We start from the raw sequence: 21,484 nt of genomic DNA, 5'->3' as shown, positions 1-21,484 counted from the left end.
CGTTAGTTTTCATATAACCAGACTCTCAAAAGGGATAACAATTGGTCTTTATCGACCGGTTTGGATATATAATCCGACGCTCCCGCTTTGATACATTTTTCACGATCGCCCGTCATCGCCTTTGCCGTCACGGCAATGATGGGTAATTTGGCGTATTTCTGTATACTCCTGATTTGTCTGATCGTTTCATAACCGTCCATTTCAGGCATCATCATGTCCATTAAGATAATCGATGTCTCCGGATGCATTTCCAATTGTTGTAACGCCTCTTTCCCATCTATTGCTGAAACTACCTTCATTTGATAGTGCTCCAATGTTTTCGTCAACGAAAAGATATTTCGCACATCGTCATCTGCAATCAACACCGTTTTTTCATTAAGCACCTCGTTAAGGGAGCCTAGCTTATTTAGTTTCCTTTTTTCCGGCTCTAGATTACTTTCTTCCACCAAGTGAAGAAATAACCCTACCTCATCCAGAATACGTTGGAACGAATGTGCCGTCTTTATAACAATCGAATCGGCATACTGTTTTATTTTCAGCTCTTCCGTCTGAGATAAATTTTTGCCTGTAAAAATAATAATAGGCAGATGTTCCAGCCCCTCATTTTGCTTAATCGCTTCCAACGTATTATAGCCTGTTTCGTCCGGCACACCCATATCCAAAATAACACAATTAACATTGTCGGATATCAATGCGCGAATACTATCGTCAACACTGTTTTTTATCTCGGAAACGATATTAAAATTGCTCAGAAAATAGGATAATGCTGTCGCATGTTTTGGATTTTCTTCGACAATTAACACCTTTTTAGGGCTCCGGGTAAGCGCATCTTCTATTTTACGAAACATTTGTCCAATCTGTTCTATCGCGATAGGTTTATTTATGAAATCAATAGCACCTTTTGACAGACTTTCCCGTTTCACTTCCAACGAGGACATAATGTGAACGGGGATATGCTTTGTTTTTGCATTACTCTTGAGTTCTTCCATCACTTGCCACCCGTCTTTTACAGGAAGCTGTATATCCAATAAAATTGCCAAAGGTTGATATTTTTCAGCCGCCTCTGTCGCCCAATCACCCCGTACAATGACGATGCCCTTGTATCCGTTCTGGTGTGTATATTTAAGCAATGCTTTAGCAAAAGGTGTATCGTCTTCAACAATAAGGATAACGCTATCCCCCGGTTTTATATCATGGCGGTCATCTTTAACTTCCTCAGGAATATCCGAGATAGTTAACGACGAGGATGGGTCAGTAACTAGGGAGGTCACCTCTTTTACATCATGTGTTATGCTCTCTACTAGCAGATCAGGTGCAGCTACTAAAGGCTTGGCCATTTTCCGAACTGGGATAACAAGACTGAATGTGCTCCCTTCACCTAGCGCACTGTTCAATGTAATTTCGCCACCCAGTAATCGGGCAATTTCTCTACTGATAGAAAGCCCCAATCCGGTCCCCCCAAACTTACGCCGAGTAGAACCGTCTGCTTGTTGGAACGCCTCGAATATAATCTTTTGATTTTCTGGACTAATTCCGATTCCTGTGTCTTTCACGATGAACTGTATATAATCGGGATCATCGTGTTGTTGAGAGATCGATAATGTGACGCGACCTTTGGGCGTAAATTTAATGGCGTTGGAAAGTAGATTACGGAGCACCTGCTCAACCCTTAGTTTATCTACTTCCACGTAGTTCGCTGCGCCTTCGTCTATTTCAACCTTTAACTCAAGTCCCTTTTCCTCCACTATTGGCAAAAACAAACTTAATAAGTCGTTTCTAAGATCGCTCAATGCCACATGTTCGTACTCGAGTTCCATCTTGCCAGCTTCTATCTTCGATAGATCTAAGATTTCATCGATAAGGCTCAATAAGCTAGAACCAGAGCTTTGTATAACCTTGGCGGATTCCACTTGGTCCTCCGTTAAATTGGCATCTGCATTTTCGACCATTAATCGAGATAATAACAAAATAGAATTTAGCGGTGTCCGGAGCTCATGCGACATATTGGCAAGAAACTCCGACTTATATTTTGTGCTGAGCGCGAGTTCCTCCGCTTTCTTTTGGATTTCAAGATTTCGTTCAGCAATGAGATGATTCTTTTCCTCTAACAGTTTTGAGCGTTCTTCTAATTCCTGATTTGACTGCATTAGCTCTTCTTGTTGCACGCGTAGTTCTTCTTCAGAGGCCTGCAGTTTCTGCGTTTGAGCTTCTAGCTCCGTATTAAGATTCTCTAGTTCTGCATGTTGCGTCTGTAGTTCCTCTGCCTGCGCTTGCGTTTCTTCCAGTAACGTTTGGATCTGCTTTCTCCCTTTCGCTGCTAAAATTTCTAACGTAATATTGCGACAAGCCTCTTGATAGAAGTCCATGTCCAATTGCACAAAAGGCAACCTACTTCCGAGCTCAATTACTCCAAAACACTGTCCTTTTACCATCAAAGGCAACCAAAGTAGATGGGTGGTTTTTATTTTTCCCGAAGAAAAACTAACAACATAGTCCTTTTCATCTACGTTTTCTAAAACTTTAATTCGTTTATCTTTAAACACTTGCCCCACAATCCCTTCGCCCGGCTGATATTCCTTCTGAATATGGTCTACCAAACCATAGGATCCGGACAGCGAAAGCAGCCCTTTGTCCCATATATAAACCGCCCCATTTAAGCACTCTGTATAAGACACCAACAACTCCAACGCGTCATTCGCAACAATCTCCTCCGTCTTATTGCCCGCTAAAATATCGTTTATTTTAGCTAGCCCGGTTTGTCGCCACTCGTTATCATTGAGCTTTCCAAACGATTCTTCCAACGCGATTGCCATACCGTTGAGAGAAGATGCGATATAACCCAGCGTATCCTTTTCAACGTCGTCTAGCCTAACGGAATAGTCTCCATCCGCAATCTGTTGCGCCATATTGTGTATAATACTCAACCGATGTGTCGTATCTTCATCTTTGTCACGAAGCAGTGCCTGCATGTTCTCTCGTCTTCGAAACTCATTCCGAATTTGTAGATAGAACAAGATGGTGACAATAAGAGAAACCAAAGCTGCCAAAATGATAAAGAATGAGGTCAATCCTGAATTTCGCTGCATTCTCGTGGTTTGGAGATCGAGCTTACTAGCTTCTTCCCGCACAAAACGACCAATAATATTCCTGCAGCTGTCCATATACAATTTACCACGCTCCAACTGTTCGACCGTAACTGCCCCTCCCTCTCTTTTTAAATCAACATGTTCATTTAAGAGATCCAACCTCGTCGTCATTAATGCCTCTATGCTGTCTACGCGTCGTGCTTGTTCTGGTGTATCACTGGTTAACTCGCGGGTTGCGGATAAAGATGCTGGCAGGGAAGTTCGGCTTCCATGATAAGGTCCTAAAAACTTTACTTCTCCTGTTAACAGATACCCACGTTGCCCTGTTTCCACATTCTGTAGATTAATCAAAATCTGATTGATCGAATCGATTGTTCGGTGTGTTTTGATAACCTTGTTGCGGTTATTCATCTGCGTTTTGATACTAATGTAGGAAGCAGATGAACTTAACAACAATACAAACAACGAAAATCCAAATCCAATCTGTAATTTTCGAATAAGATTCTTGGACATAACGATTTAGTTAAATGGTATAGTAAAATAAAAGGTAGTCCCTTGGTTTGAAGAACTTTCTATGCCGTACGTGCCATTGTGCTGTCTAATAATTTCTGCACAGATATACAAACCGATCCCTAGTCCTTGAAATTTTACAGATGATTCCTCCACGCGGTAAAATTTCGTAAAGATATTATTTTTTTTGTGGTCCGGAATACCAATTCCAAAATCTTGGACGGCTATATAAAGCTGATCTCTATCGGCAGCAGTATGTACAACTACGCTGTCACTGTCGGGAGAATATTTTATAGCATTCGTCAGGAAGTTGATTAGCACTTGTTCGATACGAAAAGCATCACCGTTCACTTCTTGTGTAATTATTTCCCCTTTTCGTTCGATTTTTACCTGCACATGGCTATGCGTATAATAAATGGTTTCGATAGCGCTTTCAATCAGCTTTTCCATATTAAACAGCTTTTTATTCACCTTTAGTTTTCCATTTTCAATCTTGGAAATGTCTAATAGATCAGCAATAAGACTGTCCAATTTATTGATCTGATTTTGCGCACGGCTAATATAAGTTGCAAATTTGCTTTCTTTCTGGACATCCGGCATACGTTCTAATAATTGAATATAAGCCTTGATGCTCGTCAGTGGAGTCTTGAGTTCGTGGCTTGCTATACTCAAAAATTCATCTTTTTTCCGCTCTTCTTCCTTCTGTTCGTGTATATCGGTAAAAGTTCCTACCCAACTGCGTACTCCCGTTCTGTCCTTGACAGGAATAATACGTAAAAGATGGTAACAAAAAAGTCCGGATTTCAGTCCTTTGATACGCACTTCCAGCTCCAACGGCTGGCTACGTTCAATACAGTGTTTCCAAACTTGTTTGATGCAAGTATCATCCGGGTGTACTTCGGGGAACGTCTCGGGACATCGAGAAAATTTATACCACCTTTTATTGACAAAAGTAATTCGGCCTTGACCGTCCGCTGTAAAAGCAATTTGCGGTAAACTTTCGAGCGTAGTATGTAAGTGCTCCACCTTATCTCTCAGTTCCTGTTGCGCCTTTTTTCTCGTTTCTATCTCTGATTCCAATATTTTTTGGGTCTCGTTCAGTGCTAATGTCTGCTCATATAATCGATAGAATGTCTTCACTTTCAGCATTAAAATATCGGGATCTACCGGCTTGGTTATATAATCTATCCCACCCGAAGCGTAACCTCTAGCTATAAATTTCTTATCTGTATTCACAGCGGATAAAAATATAATAGGTACTTCTTTGGTTTTGCTGTACCCCGATAGCGTTTCCGCTACTTCAAAGCCATCTATGCCCGGCATTTGCACGTCCAGAATAACCAGTGCGTAGTCATTTTTCAACACTTTTTTAAGGGCATCTTCGCCCGAAAGGGCGGAATCAACTTCAAAACCTTTGGATCTTAGCAGCTTATCTAGCGAATATATATTTTCTATTTGGTCGTCAACGATTAAAATCATGCATTCATTTTTATGAGTTTTACGAACTTAGCGTTATGCGGATGGGACAAAAACCAATCCAAAAAGCTGCTCTTCGAGCCTTCTTCAAAGAAAGAGAAGAAAAGAATTTGTATACGTTTCCATGTTTAAGTATAAGGATTACGAATAAAGAATCTACACCATATTTCGCAGAATAAAATACACAAAAATAATAGCTATTAAAATTTTAATGGCGTATTCACCAAACAGGATTTTCTGCCATTTCATTAGACGTTCATCCGGATCTTTCACCAACCGATACCCAAAGCCGACGGTTAGGTAGGGAATAAAAGGTAGTAGCAAAGCATTGTAATGGAAAGCTCCCACAAAATCTCCATGTAATATTGCGTGAGCGGCACGTTGCGAACCGCATCCCGGGCAATCCAATCCCGTCAATGCCTTGAACGGACATTGTGGGAACCAGCTATGAGCGGCAGGATCGAAGGTATAATAAATGTAGGTCGCTGCTCCCAACATTACCACACTGGCTCCTAGAAATACCCAACGATACTTTCTCAACATGTTGTTAGAAATTTCCGGACATCATTGCCCCGAACATTGCGAAACCAAAGATGATGAAATAAAGCACCCACAATCCAATACAAACGCCGACATTGATCCACAACCATTTTTTTGCATTTGCAGAATCCGCCTCCGCTCCCGGTAGATCACCAGCATAGAATTTTTTTTCCACGCGTGATGCGTACACAATGGAGGGAATTCCTAACGGCCAACAACAAAAAATGGTCGTAAGAATCGTTTCCAGCAAATAGGTCTTTGGCGGTTGCCCCATACGCTGGTTATAAGGTGAAGCCGGTGTATTCGGGAATTGAGGAGAGGTTTGTGATCCTGTGAAATAAGGCTGCGAATCGATGGATAGCATACCGCTCAATTCCGGTACATTTTTAGCAAGCACCCAGTTCGGCATACCTTCAGTCCATACATATGTATCGCCGGTAATACCTTTGGTTTTTAACTCCTCTACCGAAAAAGGACCGAACGTATTTGTTCCATCCGTATAATGATATTTTTGCATCTGATATGAATATGTTGGACTAAATATAAAAAAGAAAAAAGGCTTCAGAAAATATCCGAAGCCTTTTGTTTCAATTATATAATAGGGATGTCCTTATCTTACATCATGCCTGGCATACCACCGCCCATTGGAGGAGCTCCAGCACCAGCCGCTCCAGCCTCTTCTGGCTCATCAGCTAACACACATTCTGTAGTTAATAGCATAGACGCAACAGAAGCTGCATTTTCCAACGCTACGCGAGAAACTTTGGTAGGATCGATAACGCCTGCACCAATCAAGTTTTCGTATACATCTGTACGTGCATTGTACCCGAAGTCAGCCGTACCTTCTTTTACTTTTTGAACAACTACGGCACCTTCGATACCAGCGTTGTTACAAATTTGACGAAGAGGTTCTTCAATAGCACGCTTGATAATGTCGATACCGATTGTTTCATCTTCATTAGCTCCTTTAAGATCTACTAACGCTTCAGTCGCACGGATAAAAGCAACGCCACCACCAGCAACTATACCTTCCTCCACTGCAGCACGGGTAGCATGCAATGCATCGTCTACACGATCTTTTTTCTCTTTCATCTCCACTTCTGTAGTAGCACCTACATAAAGTACAGCTACACCGCCAGACAATTTCGCCAAACGTTCCTGTAATTTTTCACGGTCGTAGTCTGACGTTGTAGTTTCGATTTGTGAACGAATTTGTGCAACACGCGCTTTAATATCGTCCGCATTTCCTGAGCCGTTGATAACTGTTGTATTGTCTTTGTCAACGGTTACCTTCTCTGCTTGGCCTAAGTAAGAAAGCTCCGCATTCTCTAATTTATAACCTCTTTCTTCAGAGATGACCGTACCACCTGTCAAAATAGCAATATCCTCTAACATTGCTTTACGACGGTCGCCAAAGCCCGGCGCTTTCACCGCAGCTACTTTCAGTGAACCACGGATCTTGTTCACCACTAATGTCGCTAAAGCTTCTCCATCTAAGTCTTCCGCAATAATCAACAGTGGCTTCCCTGTTTGTACTTGTTTTTCCAAGATAGGCAACAATTCTTTCATATTGCTGATTTTCTTGTCGTAAATCAAGATATAAGGATTCTCCAAATCCGCTTCCATCTTGTCAGAGTTAGTAACGAAATACGGCGACAAATAACCACGGTCGAACTGCATACCTTCAACTGTCTTCACCTCAGTTTCGGTACCTTTTGCTTCTTCTACCGTGATAACCCCGTCGTTTCCAACTTTCTGCATTGCCTCGGCAATCAAAGATCCGATCACCTCATCATTGTTTGCTGAGATCGTAGCAACTTGTTTGATTTTGTTGTTATCAGCTCCAACCTCTCTTGATTGCGATTGCAAATTAGCGACAACAGCAGCAACTGCTTTATCGATACCACGTTTCAGATCCATTGGGTTAGCACCCGCTGCTACAGATTTCAAACCCGGAGCAACGATAGCCTGAGCAAGAACAGTGGCGGTTGTTGTACCATCGCCAGCTTGATCAGCCGTTTTAGAAGCAACTTCTTTCACCATCTGTGCGCCCATGTTTTCCAAAGCATCTTTCAATTCGATTTCTTTGGCTACGGTTACACCATCTTTTGTAATCGCAGGAGATCCAAATTTTTTCTCGATGATTACATTACGACCTTTAGGCCCTAAAGTTACTTTTACTGCGTTCGCCAAGGTGTCGACACCTTTTTTCAGTGCGTCACGCGCTTCTACGTTATATCTTACTTGTTTTGCCATTTTTTAATTAGTATTTAGTACTAAGTATTAGATATTGCTAACTCTTTTTTTAATATTGATTTTACCTTGACTTATAGAACCGCGTAAATATCAGATTCACGCATAATCAAATACTCCTTACCTTCGTAAGTGATTTCTGTACCTGCATATTTGCCATATAAAACTTTATCGCCCACTTGAACAGTTAGCGGCTCTTCCGGTTTCCCCACTCCTATTGCAACGATAGTACCCTGAGAAGGTTTCTCTTTTGCGGTGTCCGGAATGTAGATTCCTGATGCTGTTTTTTCTTCTGCGGGAGCTGCCTCTACGACAACTCTGTCTCCGATAGGTTTAATACTTAATGCCATAGTAATCTAGTTATTTTTAATTTGATTTTTGATTTAAATTCTTCTCTCCATCTCCATCACCAACTATGCCAAATGAAAAAACGAGGAAATTATTGCCATTTTTTCACGCACTAACGCCATCCTGTCATACTAAATGAGACAGTATTTCAAAAAACCGCCATCACCGGATACGCAGCACAATAGCGGTGAAAGCGAGATGTGGATTCTTAGTAGTCTTATTAAAACAGATCGTTAAAAAAAAGACCTCACAACTAGTTTGCGAGGTCTTCAATATCGATTAAGCTACTTCTTAATTTACGGTATCAACGCCAGTTGCCGACGTGGGCGTTTCCGTTTCCATGACGGGCGCTGTTTCTTGTTGTGTTGAGTTCGGATTAAGGTTCAGCGGAGAAGTTTGCGCCGGAGCATCGATTTGATCACCAAGCCCTCCTGTTCCCCCTCCAGATGATGGACCCAAAATGTTCATCGCCAAACAGAATACCATCAATGCAATGGCTAAGCCCCATGTTCCCTTTTCTAAGAAATCACCTGTGCGTTGCACCCCCATTAAATTAGAGCTGCCAGCGAACCCTGATGCCAAGCCCCCTCCTTTAGGGTTTTGAATCAACACGATAAATCCCAATAAAACACTTGCCAGTATGATCAGGACAATTAAAAATGTTTGCATTATTTTATTTGTTAATATAGTTTTTCTTCCAGTTCCTTAATTCGGGTCGCAAAATACGATTTTTTTTCTGGAAATCTCAAAATTAATTTTTTATAGACTTCTATAGCCTTGACATACATGGCTTGATCTGCGTATATATCCGCGAGTGTTTCTGTCACTAAATCAAATTGTTCTTCCGAGCTCTTTCTGGCTTTGTTTTCGACATTTAAATTCTCTGGTTGCGGAGGTTGTATCTGAGGTTCCTCCCGAATAAATCGCTCTATTACTTCTGCTATTTTACTTGGCCCATTAGTGGTGGATTCGCGACGCTTCACCTCATCGCTAAGTTTGTCTTCCGGATGTTGTAAGTGGATAATATGCTCACGAATCTGTTGATCGAGTGTAACGCGATCCAATTCCGCTGGATCAAATGAGGTTCTATTTGCCACTGGAATTCGTGGACTTACAAATGGTTGATACGTATCCGCGTGCTCCAGTCGGGTCTTGTGTAACCACCAACGGAAGCTATAAGGCATCAACTCGTCATTATATAAACTAATATTTTCTTCTTTTCTGTCGTCTTCTATTAGTTCTTCTTCAGAAACTTCGTTTTTTTGCTGTTCAAACGATATATCCTTAGCATGGACAGCAAAATAATCTCCGCCTCCTATCCCTTCTTGTACCAACGTTTCTAAGGCATCTTTACGCTGTAATTCCTCCCCAGGTGCGACAGGTTGCGTATCAACTTGTTGCTCATCCGATTCCTCGCCCCCTTCATCCTTTAAGCGTACTTCCACGAGAGGTTCTTCCGTCTCATCCAAAGATCTGGCAATATCCTCAAAGGGCACATAATCGTCATCTTCCACTTCTACTATAGGCACGTCTTCCACCGGCAACTGAACATATTCCGCCAACCAGTTGGCGCTACTTGCCAACAAAATCGCCCGTTTTTCGAGGCGAACTGACGGCCCTTCTTTCAAAAATTTGTGCCTTTCAAAAGCAAAGTGAAGTGGCTGCGAATAGGGATATCGAGCGAGCAATTGCTCAAAATCAGTCAGGGCAATATCCTTTGGGCTAACCAAAGCCTGGTGGTATAAATGTGTAAATGACGACCCTTGATTTCCCATAATATTTTACCAGTTAGCGAATGCTCTATTGTAAATATCTTCCGTCAGTAAGTTAATAATTTCTCTTGTTAAGTTTTCTTCTTGCGATTGTATCAAACCAGAAAACTCCCTAAATTGCGAAAACGATTCATCAAAATTACTCTCTCCCGTCTCATCTAAACGGTTTGTATATTTTACTTTAACCGTAATCGTCAAACGGTTTAAGGCCGCACGATCGGTGTTGGCCTCCACTGCTGCGGGAGCAATATCATATCCCGTGATGACACCCTCGAACATGGCGTCCGCCTCACCGTTGACTTGACTTAGTCTGGATTGGTTTCGGATACGTTCCTTCAATCCCTCTGTAAAGTTTTGACCGAGCGTTTGGTAGACCATAGGCGCAATATTCTCGAAATAAGCCACATGCACTGTCTTCATGTTCTGGGGAATAGACCCTCCTGTAAAACCATATTTAACACCGCAGCCGTTAAATAAGAAACATACCACAACTGCTAAAAAGGGAAATAAAAATATACTTCTCGTTTTCATGGTATTCATCAATCTAAATTTAAATCTTTGATTTTTCTATACAAGGTGCGTTCAGAAATGCCCAGTTCACGAGCGGCTGCCTTACGTTTACCTTTATGTTTCTTCAACGCCTTTTTTATCAAATCCGATTCTTTCTCTACCAAAGAAAGCGACTCCTCTATTTCCTCAGCTTCTTGGTCATCATACGACATGTAGTCATTCCCTTTTGAGCCCTGATTAGGATTATGAATAGTTAAAGTGGGATGTGTGCTTTCTTCTCCTAAATAGCCGGCGGAGGGCTTAACTTCTTTATACAATTGATTGATATACGGTGAATTTTGCTCATAAGTACCTGGACTTACCCCTTCCTTAATAAGCTCTACCACAAGTTTCTTTAAATCCACCATATCCTTTTTCATATCAAAGAGGACTTTATATAATAAATCTCGCTCTGAAAAATCTTCTTTTCCGGCATCTTTGACAAAGACAGGCAAGGATGATACGGGTTGCTCTATAGGTAAGTATTTAGATAGTATAGGAGAATCGACAACACGCTCCTTTTCCAACACAGCAATTTGCTCGGCAATATTTTTTAGCTGTCGCACATTTCCGGGCCAACTGTACTTCATTAGCGTTTCCTGTGCGTCTGGTGTCAATTGTACCCCGGGCGACCTATATTTATCTGAAAAATCAACAATGAATTTTCTAAAGAGCAAATTAATATCTTCTTTACGTTCTCGTAAAGAAGGAATCCGCAACGGGACAGTATTCAGACGATAATACAGATCTTCTCGAAACCTACCTTTTTTTACCGCTTCATACACATCGACATTCGTTGCCGCAACTACACGTACATTTGTTTTCTGTACTTTCGATGAACCTACACGAATGTATTCACCCGTCTCCAATACCCGTAATAGTCTGGCTTGTGTCCCTAAAGGGAGTTCGCCCACTTCATCCAAAAAAATAGTCCCGCTATCTACGACTTCGAAATATCCTTTTCGTGCTTCGTGTGCACCCGTAAACGAACCCTTCTCGTGACCGAACAATTCGGAATCTATTGTTCCTTCTGGAATCGCACCACAGTTTACCGCGATGAACGGTCCATGCTTTCTCGCACTTAACTGATGGATAATATGTGAAAAAACCTCTTTCCCTGATCCACTTTCGCCTTGTATCAATACAGATATATCCGTTGGGGCCACTTGCCAGGCGACGTCAATTGCACGATTTAGCAGCGGTGAATTACCAATGATTCCAAATCTATTTTTAATATCTTGAATATCCATTTTCTTCCAACCTCTACTCTACAATCCTGCCAATTAAAGTTGCCGATGTGCAACGTTCAGCCAATACATGGACATATTGCCCCGGCTTGAAGCGCTCATCAATAGGGAAGACAACCATTGTATTTTGATCATTCCGACCACAATAATCTTGGTCCGATCGTTTTGAAAATCCTTCAATAAGAACTTTGTGCACTTTGCCAACGAAATTTTGCAAACGATAAAGACTATGCTCCTGCTGTTTATTGACGACCTCCGTCAAACGTCTTTTCTTCACCTCTTCTGGTACGTCATCTTCATAACGTTTCGCAGCCAATGTACCTGGTCGCTCGGAATAAGCAAACATATAAGCAAAATCATACTTTACGTAATCCATCATAGAAAGCGTTTCTTGATGTTCTTCTTCTGTTTCTGTGCAGAACCCCGTAATCACGTCCGTAGATATACCACAGGTTGGAATAATGCGACGGATAGCATTAACCCTATCCATATACCATTCCCGGTCATAGGTACGGTTCATCAATTCTAATACCCGTGAGCTTCCCGATTGCACTGGCAAGTGTATGTAATTACAAATGTTTTCGTACCGAGACATGGTATGCAATACCTCGTCGGTAATGTCTTTCGGATGAGAAGTGGAAAAACGCACACGAAGTTCTGGACTTACTTCCGCCACCATAGCCAATAGCTGCGCAAAGTTTACCACTTGTCCCGGCGTTTCGCCTTCTGCTACTGAATATTTATACGAATCGACATTCTGTCCCAACAAAGTGACTTCCCGATAGCCTGCGTTAAACAGATCTTGTGCTTCTTTCACAACAGAATGGCAGTCCCGACTTCGTTCACGCCCGCGTGTAAAAGGAACAACACAGAATGAACACATATTGTCACATCCGCGCATTATAGAGATAAACGCAGAAATTCCGTTAGAGTTCAAGCGTACCGGGCTAATATCTGCATAGGTTTCCTCTCTTGAAAGCAATACGTTGACCGCCTTATTTCCGTCATCAACCTTGTCTATCAAGTTTGGCAAATCACGATAAGCGTCCGGGCCCACGACGACATCAACTAATTTTTCCTCTTCTAGAAATTTCGACTTCAATCGCTCAGCCATACAACCTAGAACACCTACTACCAGGCCTGGATTTTTCGCTTTCGCAGATTCGAATTCTTTCAGTCTATTCCGCACACGCTGTTCTGCGTTCTCCCGGATGGAGCATGTGTTGATAAAGACAACATCAGCTTCCTTATAATCTTTGGTTGTTTCAAAACCATTATCCAACAGAATAGAAGCAACGATCTCGCTATCGGAGAAATTCATTTGACAGCCGTAACTTTCGATATACAATTTCCTCCCTGTAGATTTGCCTGTAGGAAGCATATCCAAAGCCTCACCTTGACGAGACTCGTCGTGTGTTTTTGTCGTGTGTTGTAATTCTATCATAGCATCAACTAAAAGACTACAAAGTTACAAATAAAAACTTAGATTGGTGACAGTTTGGCAGAGCTTATGAAAAAACCCGCGGCTCATCAGGATACTAACAAAGATGAAGGCTTGGGCAGTCCTTTAAAGAAGACACGCTAAGAAAAAAGCGCTGTTCTATCCGGACAGCGCTTTTCGTTTTTATATAAGCAAAGTTCTACTGCTTAATTCCCAGCTTCTGCTTGTGCTTCTCTAATCATGTCGTCACCAGCTACAATCACAATCTCCACACGACGATTTTCAGCTCGTCCGGCGTTCGTATCATTGGATGCAATTGGTTCCGAATAATTTTTACCTTCCGTTTTTATCCGGGAACTACTCAATCCCTGTGAAACGGCATAAGCTCTGACTGATGCTGCGCGAGATTCCGACACCTTCTGATTTGCAGCCAGCGTACCAATGTTATCGGTATGTCCTACAACCAAGATGTTCGTACCGGGCTCTTTGTTGAGCGTTTCTACCAACTTAGAAATATTTGTCTTTGCGGCAGATTTCAACGTGGAGCTATTAAAGTCAAATAAAATACCTTCGTCAAACTTCACAATGATACCTTCATCGGCTTTGATTACTTCTGCTCCAGCGACGGTATTTTCAATCTCCTTTGCCTGTCTATCCATCTTTTTACCGATCAAGCCACCTGCTACACCACCAATAGCCGCGCCTGCGATAGCTCCGATAGCCGTATTACCGGCCTTGCCACCAATTAACGCCCCTAAACCAGCTCCCGCGGCTGTTCCAATGGTAGCTCCTTTTGTTGTATTACTAGCATTTTGTACAGCCGCACAGCTAGCAAACAACATTACTGACGTGGCTACTGACAAGCCATATACAGCTATTTTTCTATTGAATTTCATAATTAATTATTTTCTATGTTTACTTAATTACATTATACAAACAAAGTAAATGCCAAAATGCAGCAACTAAGGCGTAAATCAACGGAAACTTGCGGGAATGCCGTCAACAAAGACTACCGTTCTTGTGGAGGAATTTCGAGTTTCGGCAGACGGTCAGAACGAGGTCGTCCGTTTTTGTCCCATGCTTCAAACGACCGCTTAACATAATGCATGAAGTCATATTGCCCCCAATTTTTAACCATATTATAGGAAGGACGATACATATCCATAAACGACTGGAGTTCATCTCCCTCTAGGTTGATCACGGACTTCACGGTAGTTTTGTTAAACACTCGATCTACTTGGCTTTCTTCAAGTTCTCTGTCCATTAAATTCGCAAACCGTTTTGCGTTTTTTGCATCACGTCCAAACAAATTATACAATGCGGTCGCTGGGCTACCTAAGTAAGTGCCTACTGTATTTTTGCCACCGTTATAAACTCCTTTCTTACGGTAATCGTCCAACATATCCCTCATCTCCGCTTCCTTGCTCATCCGACTCACAACCACCGTCTCGATTGTCAAGCCAGCCTGCATCTCAACAAGGATATCCTCATTTGTATGCAAAACGGTCTTCACAGGTCCATAACCTGTCTTTGTCAAAGAAAGACTGTCTCCAACAGACGCCTCAATGATAAATACCCCAAATGTATTTGTTTGTACACGCTTTTTTGTACGCAGGTTCGTTACATTTACCTCCGAAAGACGTACGCTCCCCCCCCTTTCTACTACGATACCGGAAACTCCGCTTGACTGCTGTGCATATGTGTTTGATGCTCCTGTAAGTAGGAACGCTATACAACTCACGAGTAACCAAATATATTTCTTATTTATATACATTCATATAAATTTAGCAAATGTTTTAGCGTAACCAATGTTAAAAAGTTCTAAATCTAACTAAAAGTTAGTTATATGGATAGAAAACGAAATTGGCCCCCTCCGGTATGATAACGAAGAGACACATATATTCATCAGAACTTTTGAAATGCTTCATAAAGTAGTCTTTCCGGTCTTCCTTGACAAGTCCACGGTCGACAAACTCCTCGAGCGAGCTCACATTAATGGTCCACTGTGTATTCAATTCGTCTTTATTTAACAATAGCTCTCCTATACTGACCTCATGTTGATGCGCAATAAAAATTGGATATAAGGTGTATCCCTCTGCTATCATCTCCCTAGCTACCTCCTTTATGGAGTCACTGTAAAAATCTAGATCAACTTTCAAACTTTTGAGAGGGCTGTTTGCGGTGGGATCGCCTGGCGACGCCATCCTCCCCATTAAATCTTCTATATCCATATTTTCTCTTACACCTCAATTTTTACTAATAAAACAACGTTTTCTACATGCTGTGTATGTGGAAACATGTCCACCGGTTTGATACGTTCTACCTTATATTTTTCTTGCAATAAAGCTATGTCACGAGCTTGAGTTGCAGCGTTGCAGCTTACATAGACCACTTTTTTAGCCTCCATTTCCAAAATGCGGTTCACAACATCTGGATGCATTCCTGCTCGTGGCGGATCCGTAATCACAACATCGGGTCGACCATGCTCGCTGATGAAATCCGCGGTCAGAACATCTTTCATGTCTCCGGCGTAGAACTTCGTGTTGCCAATCCCATTGATTTGCGAATTGATCTTCGCATCTTCAATGGCAGAAGGCACATACTCGACGCCCACAACCTCTCTCGCCATTCTGGCGACAAAATTAGCAATCGTTCCTGCTCCGGTGTACAAATCATAAACCAATTCGTCTCCTTTTAAACCGGCAAATTCACGTGTTATCTTATACAGTTCGTACGCCTGTGCAGAATTCGTTTGATAAAAAGACTTTGGTCCCACTTTGAACTTTAATCCTTCCATTTCTTCATAGATAAAGTCGCGGCCGCTAAAAGTATGGATATCCTGATCAAAAATGGTATCGTTACGCTTCTGATTAATGATGTATAGCAGCGAGGTGAGTTCGGGAAGCTGTTCGTTGATGTAGTTCATCAATAAATCGACCTGTCCTTCTTCCGGATATGCGAAAACAACAATCACCATCACTTCTCCTGTCGAAGACGTACGGATAATTAGATTACGCAAAGCACCATCATGTGCACGTAGATCATAAAAAGAGATTCCTTGTGCTATGGCAAAAGAGCGCACGGCATTTCGAATCGCATTGGATGGATCTTGTTGCAGAAAGCAGTGGTCTATATCTAAAATCTTATCAAACCTTCCTGGCACGTGAAACCCTAGGGCGTTTAAATCGTCTGGCTTTACTTCTTCATCCACCGACGTCAGCCATCGTTTATTAGAAAATGTGAATTCCAGTTTATTCCTATAATACGTTGTTTCCCTCGAGGCAAGAATAGGTTCCATGGAAGAAACATCAACTTTACCTAAGCGCTTGAGCACATTCTCGACATGTTGCTGCTTGAACAACAACTGCGCAGGGTATTCCATGTGTTGCCATTTACATCCTCCACACACACCGAAATGTGGGCAAAAAGGGTCTATACGATATTTCGAGGCTTCCTTTAATGCCACCAAACGTCCCTCGGCAAAATTCTTCTTCTTCCGGAACAGCTCAACATCTGCGACGTCGCCAGGCACGGCTTGCTCAATGAACAAGACTAATTCGTCGTGCTTGGCAACCCCTTTTCCCTCTTCGGCTATATCGATAATTTGGACATTGGATACAAATCGCTTGTCCTGTGGAATTCGTCTACCCATAATGGGTGCAAAAGTACGGATTTTTCATCTTCTTTTTCCCCGTGAAAAAGAAGCAAAAACCTCGCCGCTTCAAATATTTTACATTTGGGGTAGTACCAAGAATGAATTTGTACAGTTGTAAAATATTTGGATGCGGCATTTAATGTTAATAAAGGATAGTGCAATTGTATGATGCGTAAAATAAAAGCAATTAATAATTGATAGCGGTTATGCGGATTAAAACGACCTTGTGTTTTTTCGCGTTCATTTTTATCAAGAAACAAGGAGAAGAACTATGATTCCAATAACGTTGCTTGCACCAGATAGGGGAGAATTTCCTTTTGAAAAGAAATAAAGTTTTTACGCACATCGGCATCAGTCACTGCGGTAAACGCGAACGAAAACACAATATTTTTACTGGATTTGATCAGAAAGGTTAATCTTTCTTCGGGTACAGTTAGCGCAATAGTTTCATTTTGTATAAAAGAGCTAAGTAGTAGAAATTCCAAGTCATCGGAAAGTGTCTTTAAGTACTCTTGCGCATTGGCCGACTCCCGAATAAACTCCCACCCTACAAACTCATTACAGACGGTGTAAGTCACACGGCTTACACGAAGAATCGTATTCGCTAGAAAAGTAGAAAGATCTTTTTCTCTGATGTTTTTATTCAGGATGTCTTCTACGTTCTCTCGGATATAATCCATCAGTACCTCATGCAGAATGAGCTCTTTACTAGCGAAATGTTTATAGAATGTTGCTTTTGCAATACGCGCCTGTTTTGCCAGTTCATTTACACTGGTTTTGTTATATCCGTAGCGTCTAAAAAGTTCGCGTGCAGATTTCTTTATTGATAATATGACTTGGTCAGACTCCATATATTAATTGGGGAGATTACACAAGTTCCGTCTCAAACTGCGACAAGAAACGGACATCGTTTTCAGAGAACAAGCGTAAATCCCGAATTTCGTATTTCAAATTTGTTATCCGTTCGATACCCATACCGAAAGCGAAACCCGAATATTTTTTACTATCAATCCCGCAATTCTCTAACACATTAGGGTCTACCATACCGCACCCCAATATCTCCACCCATCCGGAATATTTACAGAGCTGACATCCTTCTCCTTTACAAATTGTGCAAGAAATATCCATTTCGGCAGATGGTTCAGTGAAAGGAAAATATGAAGGACGGAAACGTACTTTTGTTCCCTCGCCATATAATTCTTGCACAAAATGAAATAACGTTTGCTTCAAGTCTGCGAAAGAAACATTTTCGTCGACGTATAGTCCCTCAACTTGATGAAAAAAGCAGTGCGCTCGAGCGGATATGGCTTCATTCCTGTAAACACGTCCCGGCATAATGGCTCGAAATGGCGGCTTTCCCATCTCCATTAAACGGACTTGAACAGAAGAGGTGTGTGTACGTAACGCGATGTCATTCCCGTCTTTCTTTTCTACGAAAAAGGTATCTTGCATATCCCGAGCAGGGTGTTCAGGAGGAAAATTAAGTGCAGAGAAGTTGTGCCAATCGTCTTCGATTTCTGGCCCTTCGGCCACGATAAAGCCCAACTTTTTGAAGATCTCTACAATTTCTTTTCGTACTAACGAGAGCGGATGCCGAGATCCCAATTGAAATCCCTCTCCAGGAAGCGTCAAGTCACCTTCCTCACGCTGCAGGTTCTTTTCTGTTTGCGCAAACTGAGCTTGAGCGTCGCTATATGTTTTTTCGGCTAATAGCTTAAACTCATTTAAAACTTTGCCTAGCGTGCGCTTTTCCTCGACTGATACCGTTTTAAATTCTTCAAATAACCCTTTAACGATACCCTTGGCAACTAAGAACTTTAAACGAAAATTTTCAACATCGTCTGCCGAAACGGGGGCAAACCCCTTTATCTCTTCTGTAAACTGCTTAATTTTGTCCTGCAACATAGTGCCAAAGATACGGCAAAATATTAAAATATTACAAGATGCTATGCCGAAATTCCAGCACACTAAAGGACTTGAGCGCCAGTATTTATGACATACTAAAAAGGCAAGCCATCTGCATCGTCGTTGTTCTCTGTAAAATCGACCTCTTCGTCTTTTCCACCATCGTTTTTTTCTTCTTCCTGCGATGTAGATCTTCCCGTTGGTCCAAAATCAGAGGGACGTCCTAATAACTTAAAACTCTCGCCCACGATCTCTGTCACATACCTACGTGTGCCTTCTTTATCCTCATAATTTCGGGTTCGCAACCTTCCTTCAATATAAGCCAACTTCCCCTTTTGAAGATATTTAACTGCCATTTCCGCTAGATTACGCCACATGACAATATTGTGCCATTCGGTATGTTGGACCCGTACACCGTCTTTAGTGTAGGTTTCAGAAGTTGCAAAAGGAAAACTACAAACGGAGACATTGTTGTCTAAATACCGCACTTCGGGATCTTTTCCCAAATGCCCGACTAAAATCACTTTATTAACACTTGCCATAATTTATAATTTAGGGCTAATCAACTGTATCTTGTTGTAATAAATTATTATACTCTATAGTCAGAATGAACATTTATTATTTCACGCTAGTATTAGCGGAGATGAGATGGACATTTTTTTCCAGAAAAGAGAATATAAGTTTATGCTTAGCTAATTTATCGATTTTTTCACAAAAATAGTAATTCCAGTCCTTTTTTTTCTTTTTCAAAGCACGGGAATCGCGAATGATAAAAAAACGTGCATAAATGTTTTGATGGCTTAGTACTTGTTTTATCTGCTTGCCTACGACCTCTAAAACCGTATTCTCATCAAAATAGTGGACAAAATCTGCATGTGCCATTAAATCGGACAAGGAAATGTCCTCCGCTGTCTCTATCATTGGAAATTCATAAAGGTTTGTCCATACATCGCCTTGTCCTCGTTTTGACATCAAAATCTTGTCGTCCTCCTTTACGATAAAGTAATGGAAATATCTATTGCGGCTTACTTTCCCTTTTAACTTCACAGGTAGCATATCGACTAATCCTTTTTGAAACGCGACACATTCCACACGAAAAATACAATCCTCACATAGCGGGTTTTTAGGTTTGCATTGCAACGCTCCAAAATCCATAATGGCCTGATTGTATATGCCGGGATTACGCTTATCAAGCATGTCGTGGGCAATCTCGGCAAATATTCTTTTCCCTTGTATGGAATTAATCGGTTCGTTTATCCCAAAGTAGCGGGCCAATACCCTATATACGTTTCCGTCGACTACCGCCCGTGGTTCATTTGCCGAAAAAGACGCGATGGCCGCTGCCGTATATTCTCCAACGCCGGGCAAACGAATAGCTTCCCCATAGGTATTCGGAAACGTGCCCTGAAAATCACTCATGACCATTTTGGCTGCTTTATGCATGTTTCTGGCGCGCGAGTAGTACCCTAAACCTTGCCATAACCGTAGGATATCTTCTTCATCGGCTTGCGCAAATTTTGTTACAATTGGAAATGCCTCTACAAAACGGTGGAAATAGGGCATTCCCTGCTCCACTCTAGTCTGTTGTAAGATAATCTCCGAAAGCCAGATAATATAAGCGTCATGCGTGGTTCTCCAAGGCAGATCACGCCCTTTCTCACGGTACCAATTCATTAATTTTACAGCGAATGACATGCACAAAGTTGCCTATTTTTTTATAATAAAAAGAGTCCTAAAAAATGTTAAAATATGTAAAATATTGACTACACAGAGCTTGATACATTACCTTTGTGCTTTCGTATCATAAAAGTTTTTATTGTTGAAGCTCATGCTAAAGAAAAAAACCGCCGTGCTTTTCGTCGAACCGGATGGTACATCTACCAAGAGAATGCAGGTACCCACGTTCGTCGTCACTCACTGGAAAAAAATCCTATGTTCCTTTCTTTCCCTCTCCGCGATAACGGTGTTATCCGTCGTCTACGTGGTTAAGCAAAGAACATCTGAAAAATATATAAAGGTCTATGACCAAAAATTAAATAAGCTGAAAGCTGAAAATCGTCTGCTGGAATTGGATGAGTTCAACAATCAGCTCACAACCGAGGAAATAAAGAAATCGTTCAACTCCATTGATAGTACCATTGACCGCATCAACCAAAAGATGAAAAAGCGGGGACTAAAGGAAATTAAGATGAATCCTAATATGGGAGGGCCAGTGGAAAAAAACGATGATGATCTAGTAGAGCTTTCTGCGTTTTACAAAAAGCAATTAGCAGACCTAGAATCCAAGTTAGATGGCTTACCGCTAGGTCGCCCACACCATGGGCGAATTACATCGTCCTATGGATATCGTCGGAACCCCTTTACAAACCGCGGCCGTGAAATGCATCAGGGTGTAGACCTAAAAGGAAGAACAGGGGATCCAGTTAAAGCTACTGCAAAAGGAAGAGTTACTTTTGCGGGTTGGAAAGGAGCTTACGGGTATGTGGTTATGGTAAAACACAACAACGGATACGAAACCCGTTATGCACACTTGACCCGAACACGTGTCAAAAAAGGACAGGCAGTGGAAGCAGGAGATATTGTTGGTTTACTTGGCAGTACTGGCCGGAGCACTGGCCCACATCTGCACTATGAAGTTCTCTTAAATAGCAGGAAACTCAACCCGTCCAAATACTTTTCGTTGTAAGGTTGTAAGAAATTAA

20 protein-coding genes are annotated in these 21,484 nt (G+C 41.6%); 1 reads left to right on the top strand and 19 read right to left on the bottom strand.

Annotated features, from left to right (window positions below; all coding sequences use genetic code 11):
• Positions 1–2 precede the first annotated feature (2 nt).
• From C5745_RS15550 to mutY, 19 genes are all read right to left on the bottom strand, one after another.
• Positions 3–3,599, bottom strand: a complete 3,597-nt coding sequence (locus C5745_RS15550) for a response regulator (protein ID WP_105717931.1) — start codon at positions 3,597–3,599, stop codon at positions 3–5.
• Positions 3,600–3,605: 6 nt separating this feature from the next.
• A complete protein-coding gene (locus C5745_RS15545) occupies positions 3,606–5,075 on the bottom strand; it encodes a sensor histidine kinase (RefSeq protein WP_105717930.1) in 1,470 nt (489 codons plus the stop codon).
• Between the two features lie 153 nt (positions 5,076–5,228).
• The gene (locus C5745_RS15540) at positions 5,229–5,615 is read right to left on the bottom strand and encodes a DUF2752 domain-containing protein (protein WP_105717929.1); all 387 of its coding nucleotides are present in this window, start codon (positions 5,613–5,615) and stop codon (positions 5,229–5,231) included.
• Positions 5,616–5,619: 4 nt separating this feature from the next.
• Positions 5,620–6,129: a CD225/dispanin family protein gene (locus tag C5745_RS15535; RefSeq protein WP_105717928.1), complete on the bottom strand. Its 510-nt coding sequence runs from the start codon at positions 6,127–6,129 to the stop codon at positions 5,620–5,622.
• A 98-nt stretch (positions 6,130–6,227) separates the two neighbouring features.
• Positions 6,228–7,868 carry a chaperonin GroEL gene (gene groL, locus C5745_RS15530; RefSeq protein ID WP_105717927.1) on the bottom strand — a complete coding sequence of 547 codons (1,641 nt, stop codon included), beginning with the start codon at positions 7,866–7,868 and terminating at the stop codon, positions 6,228–6,230.
• A 71-nt stretch (positions 7,869–7,939) separates the two neighbouring features.
• Complete coding sequence (locus C5745_RS15525) at positions 7,940–8,215, bottom strand: co-chaperone GroES (protein WP_105717926.1); 276 nt, start codon at positions 8,213–8,215, stop codon at positions 7,940–7,942.
• A gap of 289 nt (positions 8,216–8,504) precedes the next feature.
• Complete coding sequence (gene secG, locus C5745_RS15520) at positions 8,505–8,882, bottom strand: preprotein translocase subunit SecG (protein WP_105717925.1); 378 nt, start codon at positions 8,880–8,882, stop codon at positions 8,505–8,507.
• Positions 8,883–8,893: 11 nt separating this feature from the next.
• The gene (locus C5745_RS15515) at positions 8,894–9,988 is read right to left on the bottom strand and encodes a hypothetical protein (RefSeq protein WP_105717924.1); all 1,095 of its coding nucleotides are present in this window, start codon (positions 9,986–9,988) and stop codon (positions 8,894–8,896) included.
• Between the two features lie 6 nt (positions 9,989–9,994).
• On the bottom strand, positions 9,995–10,516 hold the full coding sequence (locus tag C5745_RS15510) for an LptE family protein (protein ID WP_105717985.1): 522 nt from the start codon (positions 10,514–10,516) through the stop codon (positions 9,995–9,997).
• Positions 10,517–10,524: 8 nt separating this feature from the next.
• Positions 10,525–11,784 carry a sigma-54 interaction domain-containing protein gene (locus C5745_RS15505; protein ID WP_105717923.1) on the bottom strand — a complete coding sequence of 420 codons (1,260 nt, stop codon included), beginning with the start codon at positions 11,782–11,784 and terminating at the stop codon, positions 10,525–10,527.
• 13 nt (positions 11,785–11,797) lie between these two features.
• The gene (gene miaB / locus C5745_RS15500; protein WP_105717922.1) at positions 11,798–13,225 is read right to left on the bottom strand and encodes a tRNA (N6-isopentenyl adenosine(37)-C2)-methylthiotransferase MiaB; all 1,428 of its coding nucleotides are present in this window, start codon (positions 13,223–13,225) and stop codon (positions 11,798–11,800) included.
• A gap of 203 nt (positions 13,226–13,428) precedes the next feature.
• Positions 13,429–14,118, bottom strand: a complete 690-nt coding sequence (locus C5745_RS15495) for an OmpA family protein (RefSeq protein WP_105717921.1) — start codon at positions 14,116–14,118, stop codon at positions 13,429–13,431.
• A gap of 113 nt (positions 14,119–14,231) precedes the next feature.
• Complete coding sequence (locus tag C5745_RS15490; protein WP_105717920.1) at positions 14,232–14,996, bottom strand: hypothetical protein; 765 nt, start codon at positions 14,994–14,996, stop codon at positions 14,232–14,234.
• Positions 14,997–15,060: 64 nt separating this feature from the next.
• On the bottom strand, positions 15,061–15,453 hold the full coding sequence (locus tag C5745_RS15485) for a hypothetical protein (RefSeq protein ID WP_105717919.1): 393 nt from the start codon (positions 15,451–15,453) through the stop codon (positions 15,061–15,063).
• Between the two features lie 8 nt (positions 15,454–15,461).
• Complete coding sequence (rlmD, locus tag C5745_RS15480) at positions 15,462–16,874, bottom strand: 23S rRNA (uracil(1939)-C(5))-methyltransferase RlmD (protein WP_105717918.1); 1,413 nt, start codon at positions 16,872–16,874, stop codon at positions 15,462–15,464.
• 272 nt (positions 16,875–17,146) lie between these two features.
• A complete protein-coding gene (locus tag C5745_RS15475) occupies positions 17,147–17,728 on the bottom strand; it encodes a TetR/AcrR family transcriptional regulator (RefSeq protein WP_105717917.1) in 582 nt (193 codons plus the stop codon).
• 16 nt (positions 17,729–17,744) lie between these two features.
• Complete coding sequence (pheS, locus tag C5745_RS15470) at positions 17,745–18,782, bottom strand: phenylalanine--tRNA ligase subunit alpha (RefSeq protein WP_105717916.1); 1,038 nt, start codon at positions 18,780–18,782, stop codon at positions 17,745–17,747.
• A 95-nt stretch (positions 18,783–18,877) separates the two neighbouring features.
• On the bottom strand, positions 18,878–19,324 hold the full coding sequence (locus tag C5745_RS15465; protein WP_105717915.1) for a single-stranded DNA-binding protein: 447 nt from the start codon (positions 19,322–19,324) through the stop codon (positions 18,878–18,880).
• A 76-nt stretch (positions 19,325–19,400) separates the two neighbouring features.
• On the bottom strand, positions 19,401–20,477 hold the full coding sequence (gene mutY / locus C5745_RS15460; RefSeq protein ID WP_105717914.1) for an A/G-specific adenine glycosylase: 1,077 nt from the start codon (positions 20,475–20,477) through the stop codon (positions 19,401–19,403).
• A gap of 133 nt (positions 20,478–20,610) precedes the next feature.
• On the opposite strand from mutY, the gene C5745_RS15455 reads away from it, so the two are divergent.
• Positions 20,611–21,468 carry a M23 family metallopeptidase gene (locus C5745_RS15455; protein WP_105717913.1) on the top strand — a complete coding sequence of 286 codons (858 nt, stop codon included), beginning with the start codon at positions 20,611–20,613 and terminating at the stop codon, positions 21,466–21,468.
• The last annotated feature ends 16 nt before the right edge of the window (positions 21,469–21,484 follow it).

It is taken from the genome of Sphingobacterium haloxyli, assembly GCF_002980525.1.
In the GTDB taxonomy this organism is placed as follows: domain Bacteria; phylum Bacteroidota; class Bacteroidia; order Sphingobacteriales; family Sphingobacteriaceae; genus Sphingobacterium; species Sphingobacterium haloxyli.
This window is presented reverse-complemented; position numbering and strand designations above follow the sequence as displayed.

What these genes read in the sequence shown, in the direction of transcription:
- mutY (WP_105717914.1), bottom strand. Translation starts at nt 20,477, where the DNA reads ATGTCATTCGCTGTAAAATTAATGAATTGGTACCGTGAGAAAGGGCGT.
- C5745_RS15525 (WP_105717926.1), bottom strand. Translation starts at nt 8,215, where the DNA reads ATGGCATTAAGTATTAAACCTATCGGAGACAGAGTTGTCGTAGAGGCA.
- pheS (WP_105717916.1), bottom strand. Translation starts at nt 18,782, where the DNA reads ATGTTGCAGGACAAAATTAAGCAGTTTACAGAAGAGATAAAGGGGTTT.
- C5745_RS15490 (WP_105717920.1), bottom strand. Translation starts at nt 14,996, where the DNA reads ATGTATATAAATAAGAAATATATTTGGTTACTCGTGAGTTGTATAGCG.
- C5745_RS15505 (WP_105717923.1), bottom strand. Translation starts at nt 11,784, where the DNA reads ATGGATATTCAAGATATTAAAAATAGATTTGGAATCATTGGTAATTCA.
- C5745_RS15465 (WP_105717915.1), bottom strand. Translation starts at nt 19,324, where the DNA reads ATGGCAAGTGTTAATAAAGTGATTTTAGTCGGGCATTTGGGAAAAGAT.
- C5745_RS15475 (WP_105717917.1), bottom strand. Translation starts at nt 17,728, where the DNA reads ATGGAGTCTGACCAAGTCATATTATCAATAAAGAAATCTGCACGCGAA.
- C5745_RS15535 (WP_105717928.1), bottom strand. Translation starts at nt 6,129, where the DNA reads ATGCAAAAATATCATTATACGGATGGAACAAATACGTTCGGTCCTTTT.
- groL (WP_105717927.1), bottom strand. Translation starts at nt 7,868, where the DNA reads ATGGCAAAACAAGTAAGATATAACGTAGAAGCGCGTGACGCACTGAAA.
- C5745_RS15545 (WP_105717930.1), bottom strand. Translation starts at nt 5,075, where the DNA reads ATGATTTTAATCGTTGACGACCAAATAGAAAATATATATTCGCTAGAT.
- C5745_RS15485 (WP_105717919.1), bottom strand. Translation starts at nt 15,453, where the DNA reads ATGGATATAGAAGATTTAATGGGGAGGATGGCGTCGCCAGGCGATCCC.
- miaB (WP_105717922.1), bottom strand. Translation starts at nt 13,225, where the DNA reads ATGATAGAATTACAACACACGACAAAAACACACGACGAGTCTCGTCAA.
- C5745_RS15550 (WP_105717931.1), bottom strand. Translation starts at nt 3,599, where the DNA reads ATGTCCAAGAATCTTATTCGAAAATTACAGATTGGATTTGGATTTTCG.
- C5745_RS15540 (WP_105717929.1), bottom strand. Translation starts at nt 5,615, where the DNA reads ATGTTGAGAAAGTATCGTTGGGTATTTCTAGGAGCCAGTGTGGTAATG.
- rlmD (WP_105717918.1), bottom strand. Translation starts at nt 16,874, where the DNA reads ATGGGTAGACGAATTCCACAGGACAAGCGATTTGTATCCAATGTCCAA.
- C5745_RS15455 (WP_105717913.1), top strand. Translation starts at nt 20,611, where the DNA reads ATGCTAAAGAAAAAAACCGCCGTGCTTTTCGTCGAACCGGATGGTACA.
- C5745_RS15495 (WP_105717921.1), bottom strand. Translation starts at nt 14,118, where the DNA reads ATGAAATTCAATAGAAAAATAGCTGTATATGGCTTGTCAGTAGCCACG.
- secG (WP_105717925.1), bottom strand. Translation starts at nt 8,882, where the DNA reads ATGCAAACATTTTTAATTGTCCTGATCATACTGGCAAGTGTTTTATTG.
- C5745_RS15515 (WP_105717924.1), bottom strand. Translation starts at nt 9,988, where the DNA reads ATGGGAAATCAAGGGTCGTCATTTACACATTTATACCACCAGGCTTTG.
- C5745_RS15510 (WP_105717985.1), bottom strand. Translation starts at nt 10,516, where the DNA reads ATGAAAACGAGAAGTATATTTTTATTTCCCTTTTTAGCAGTTGTGGTA.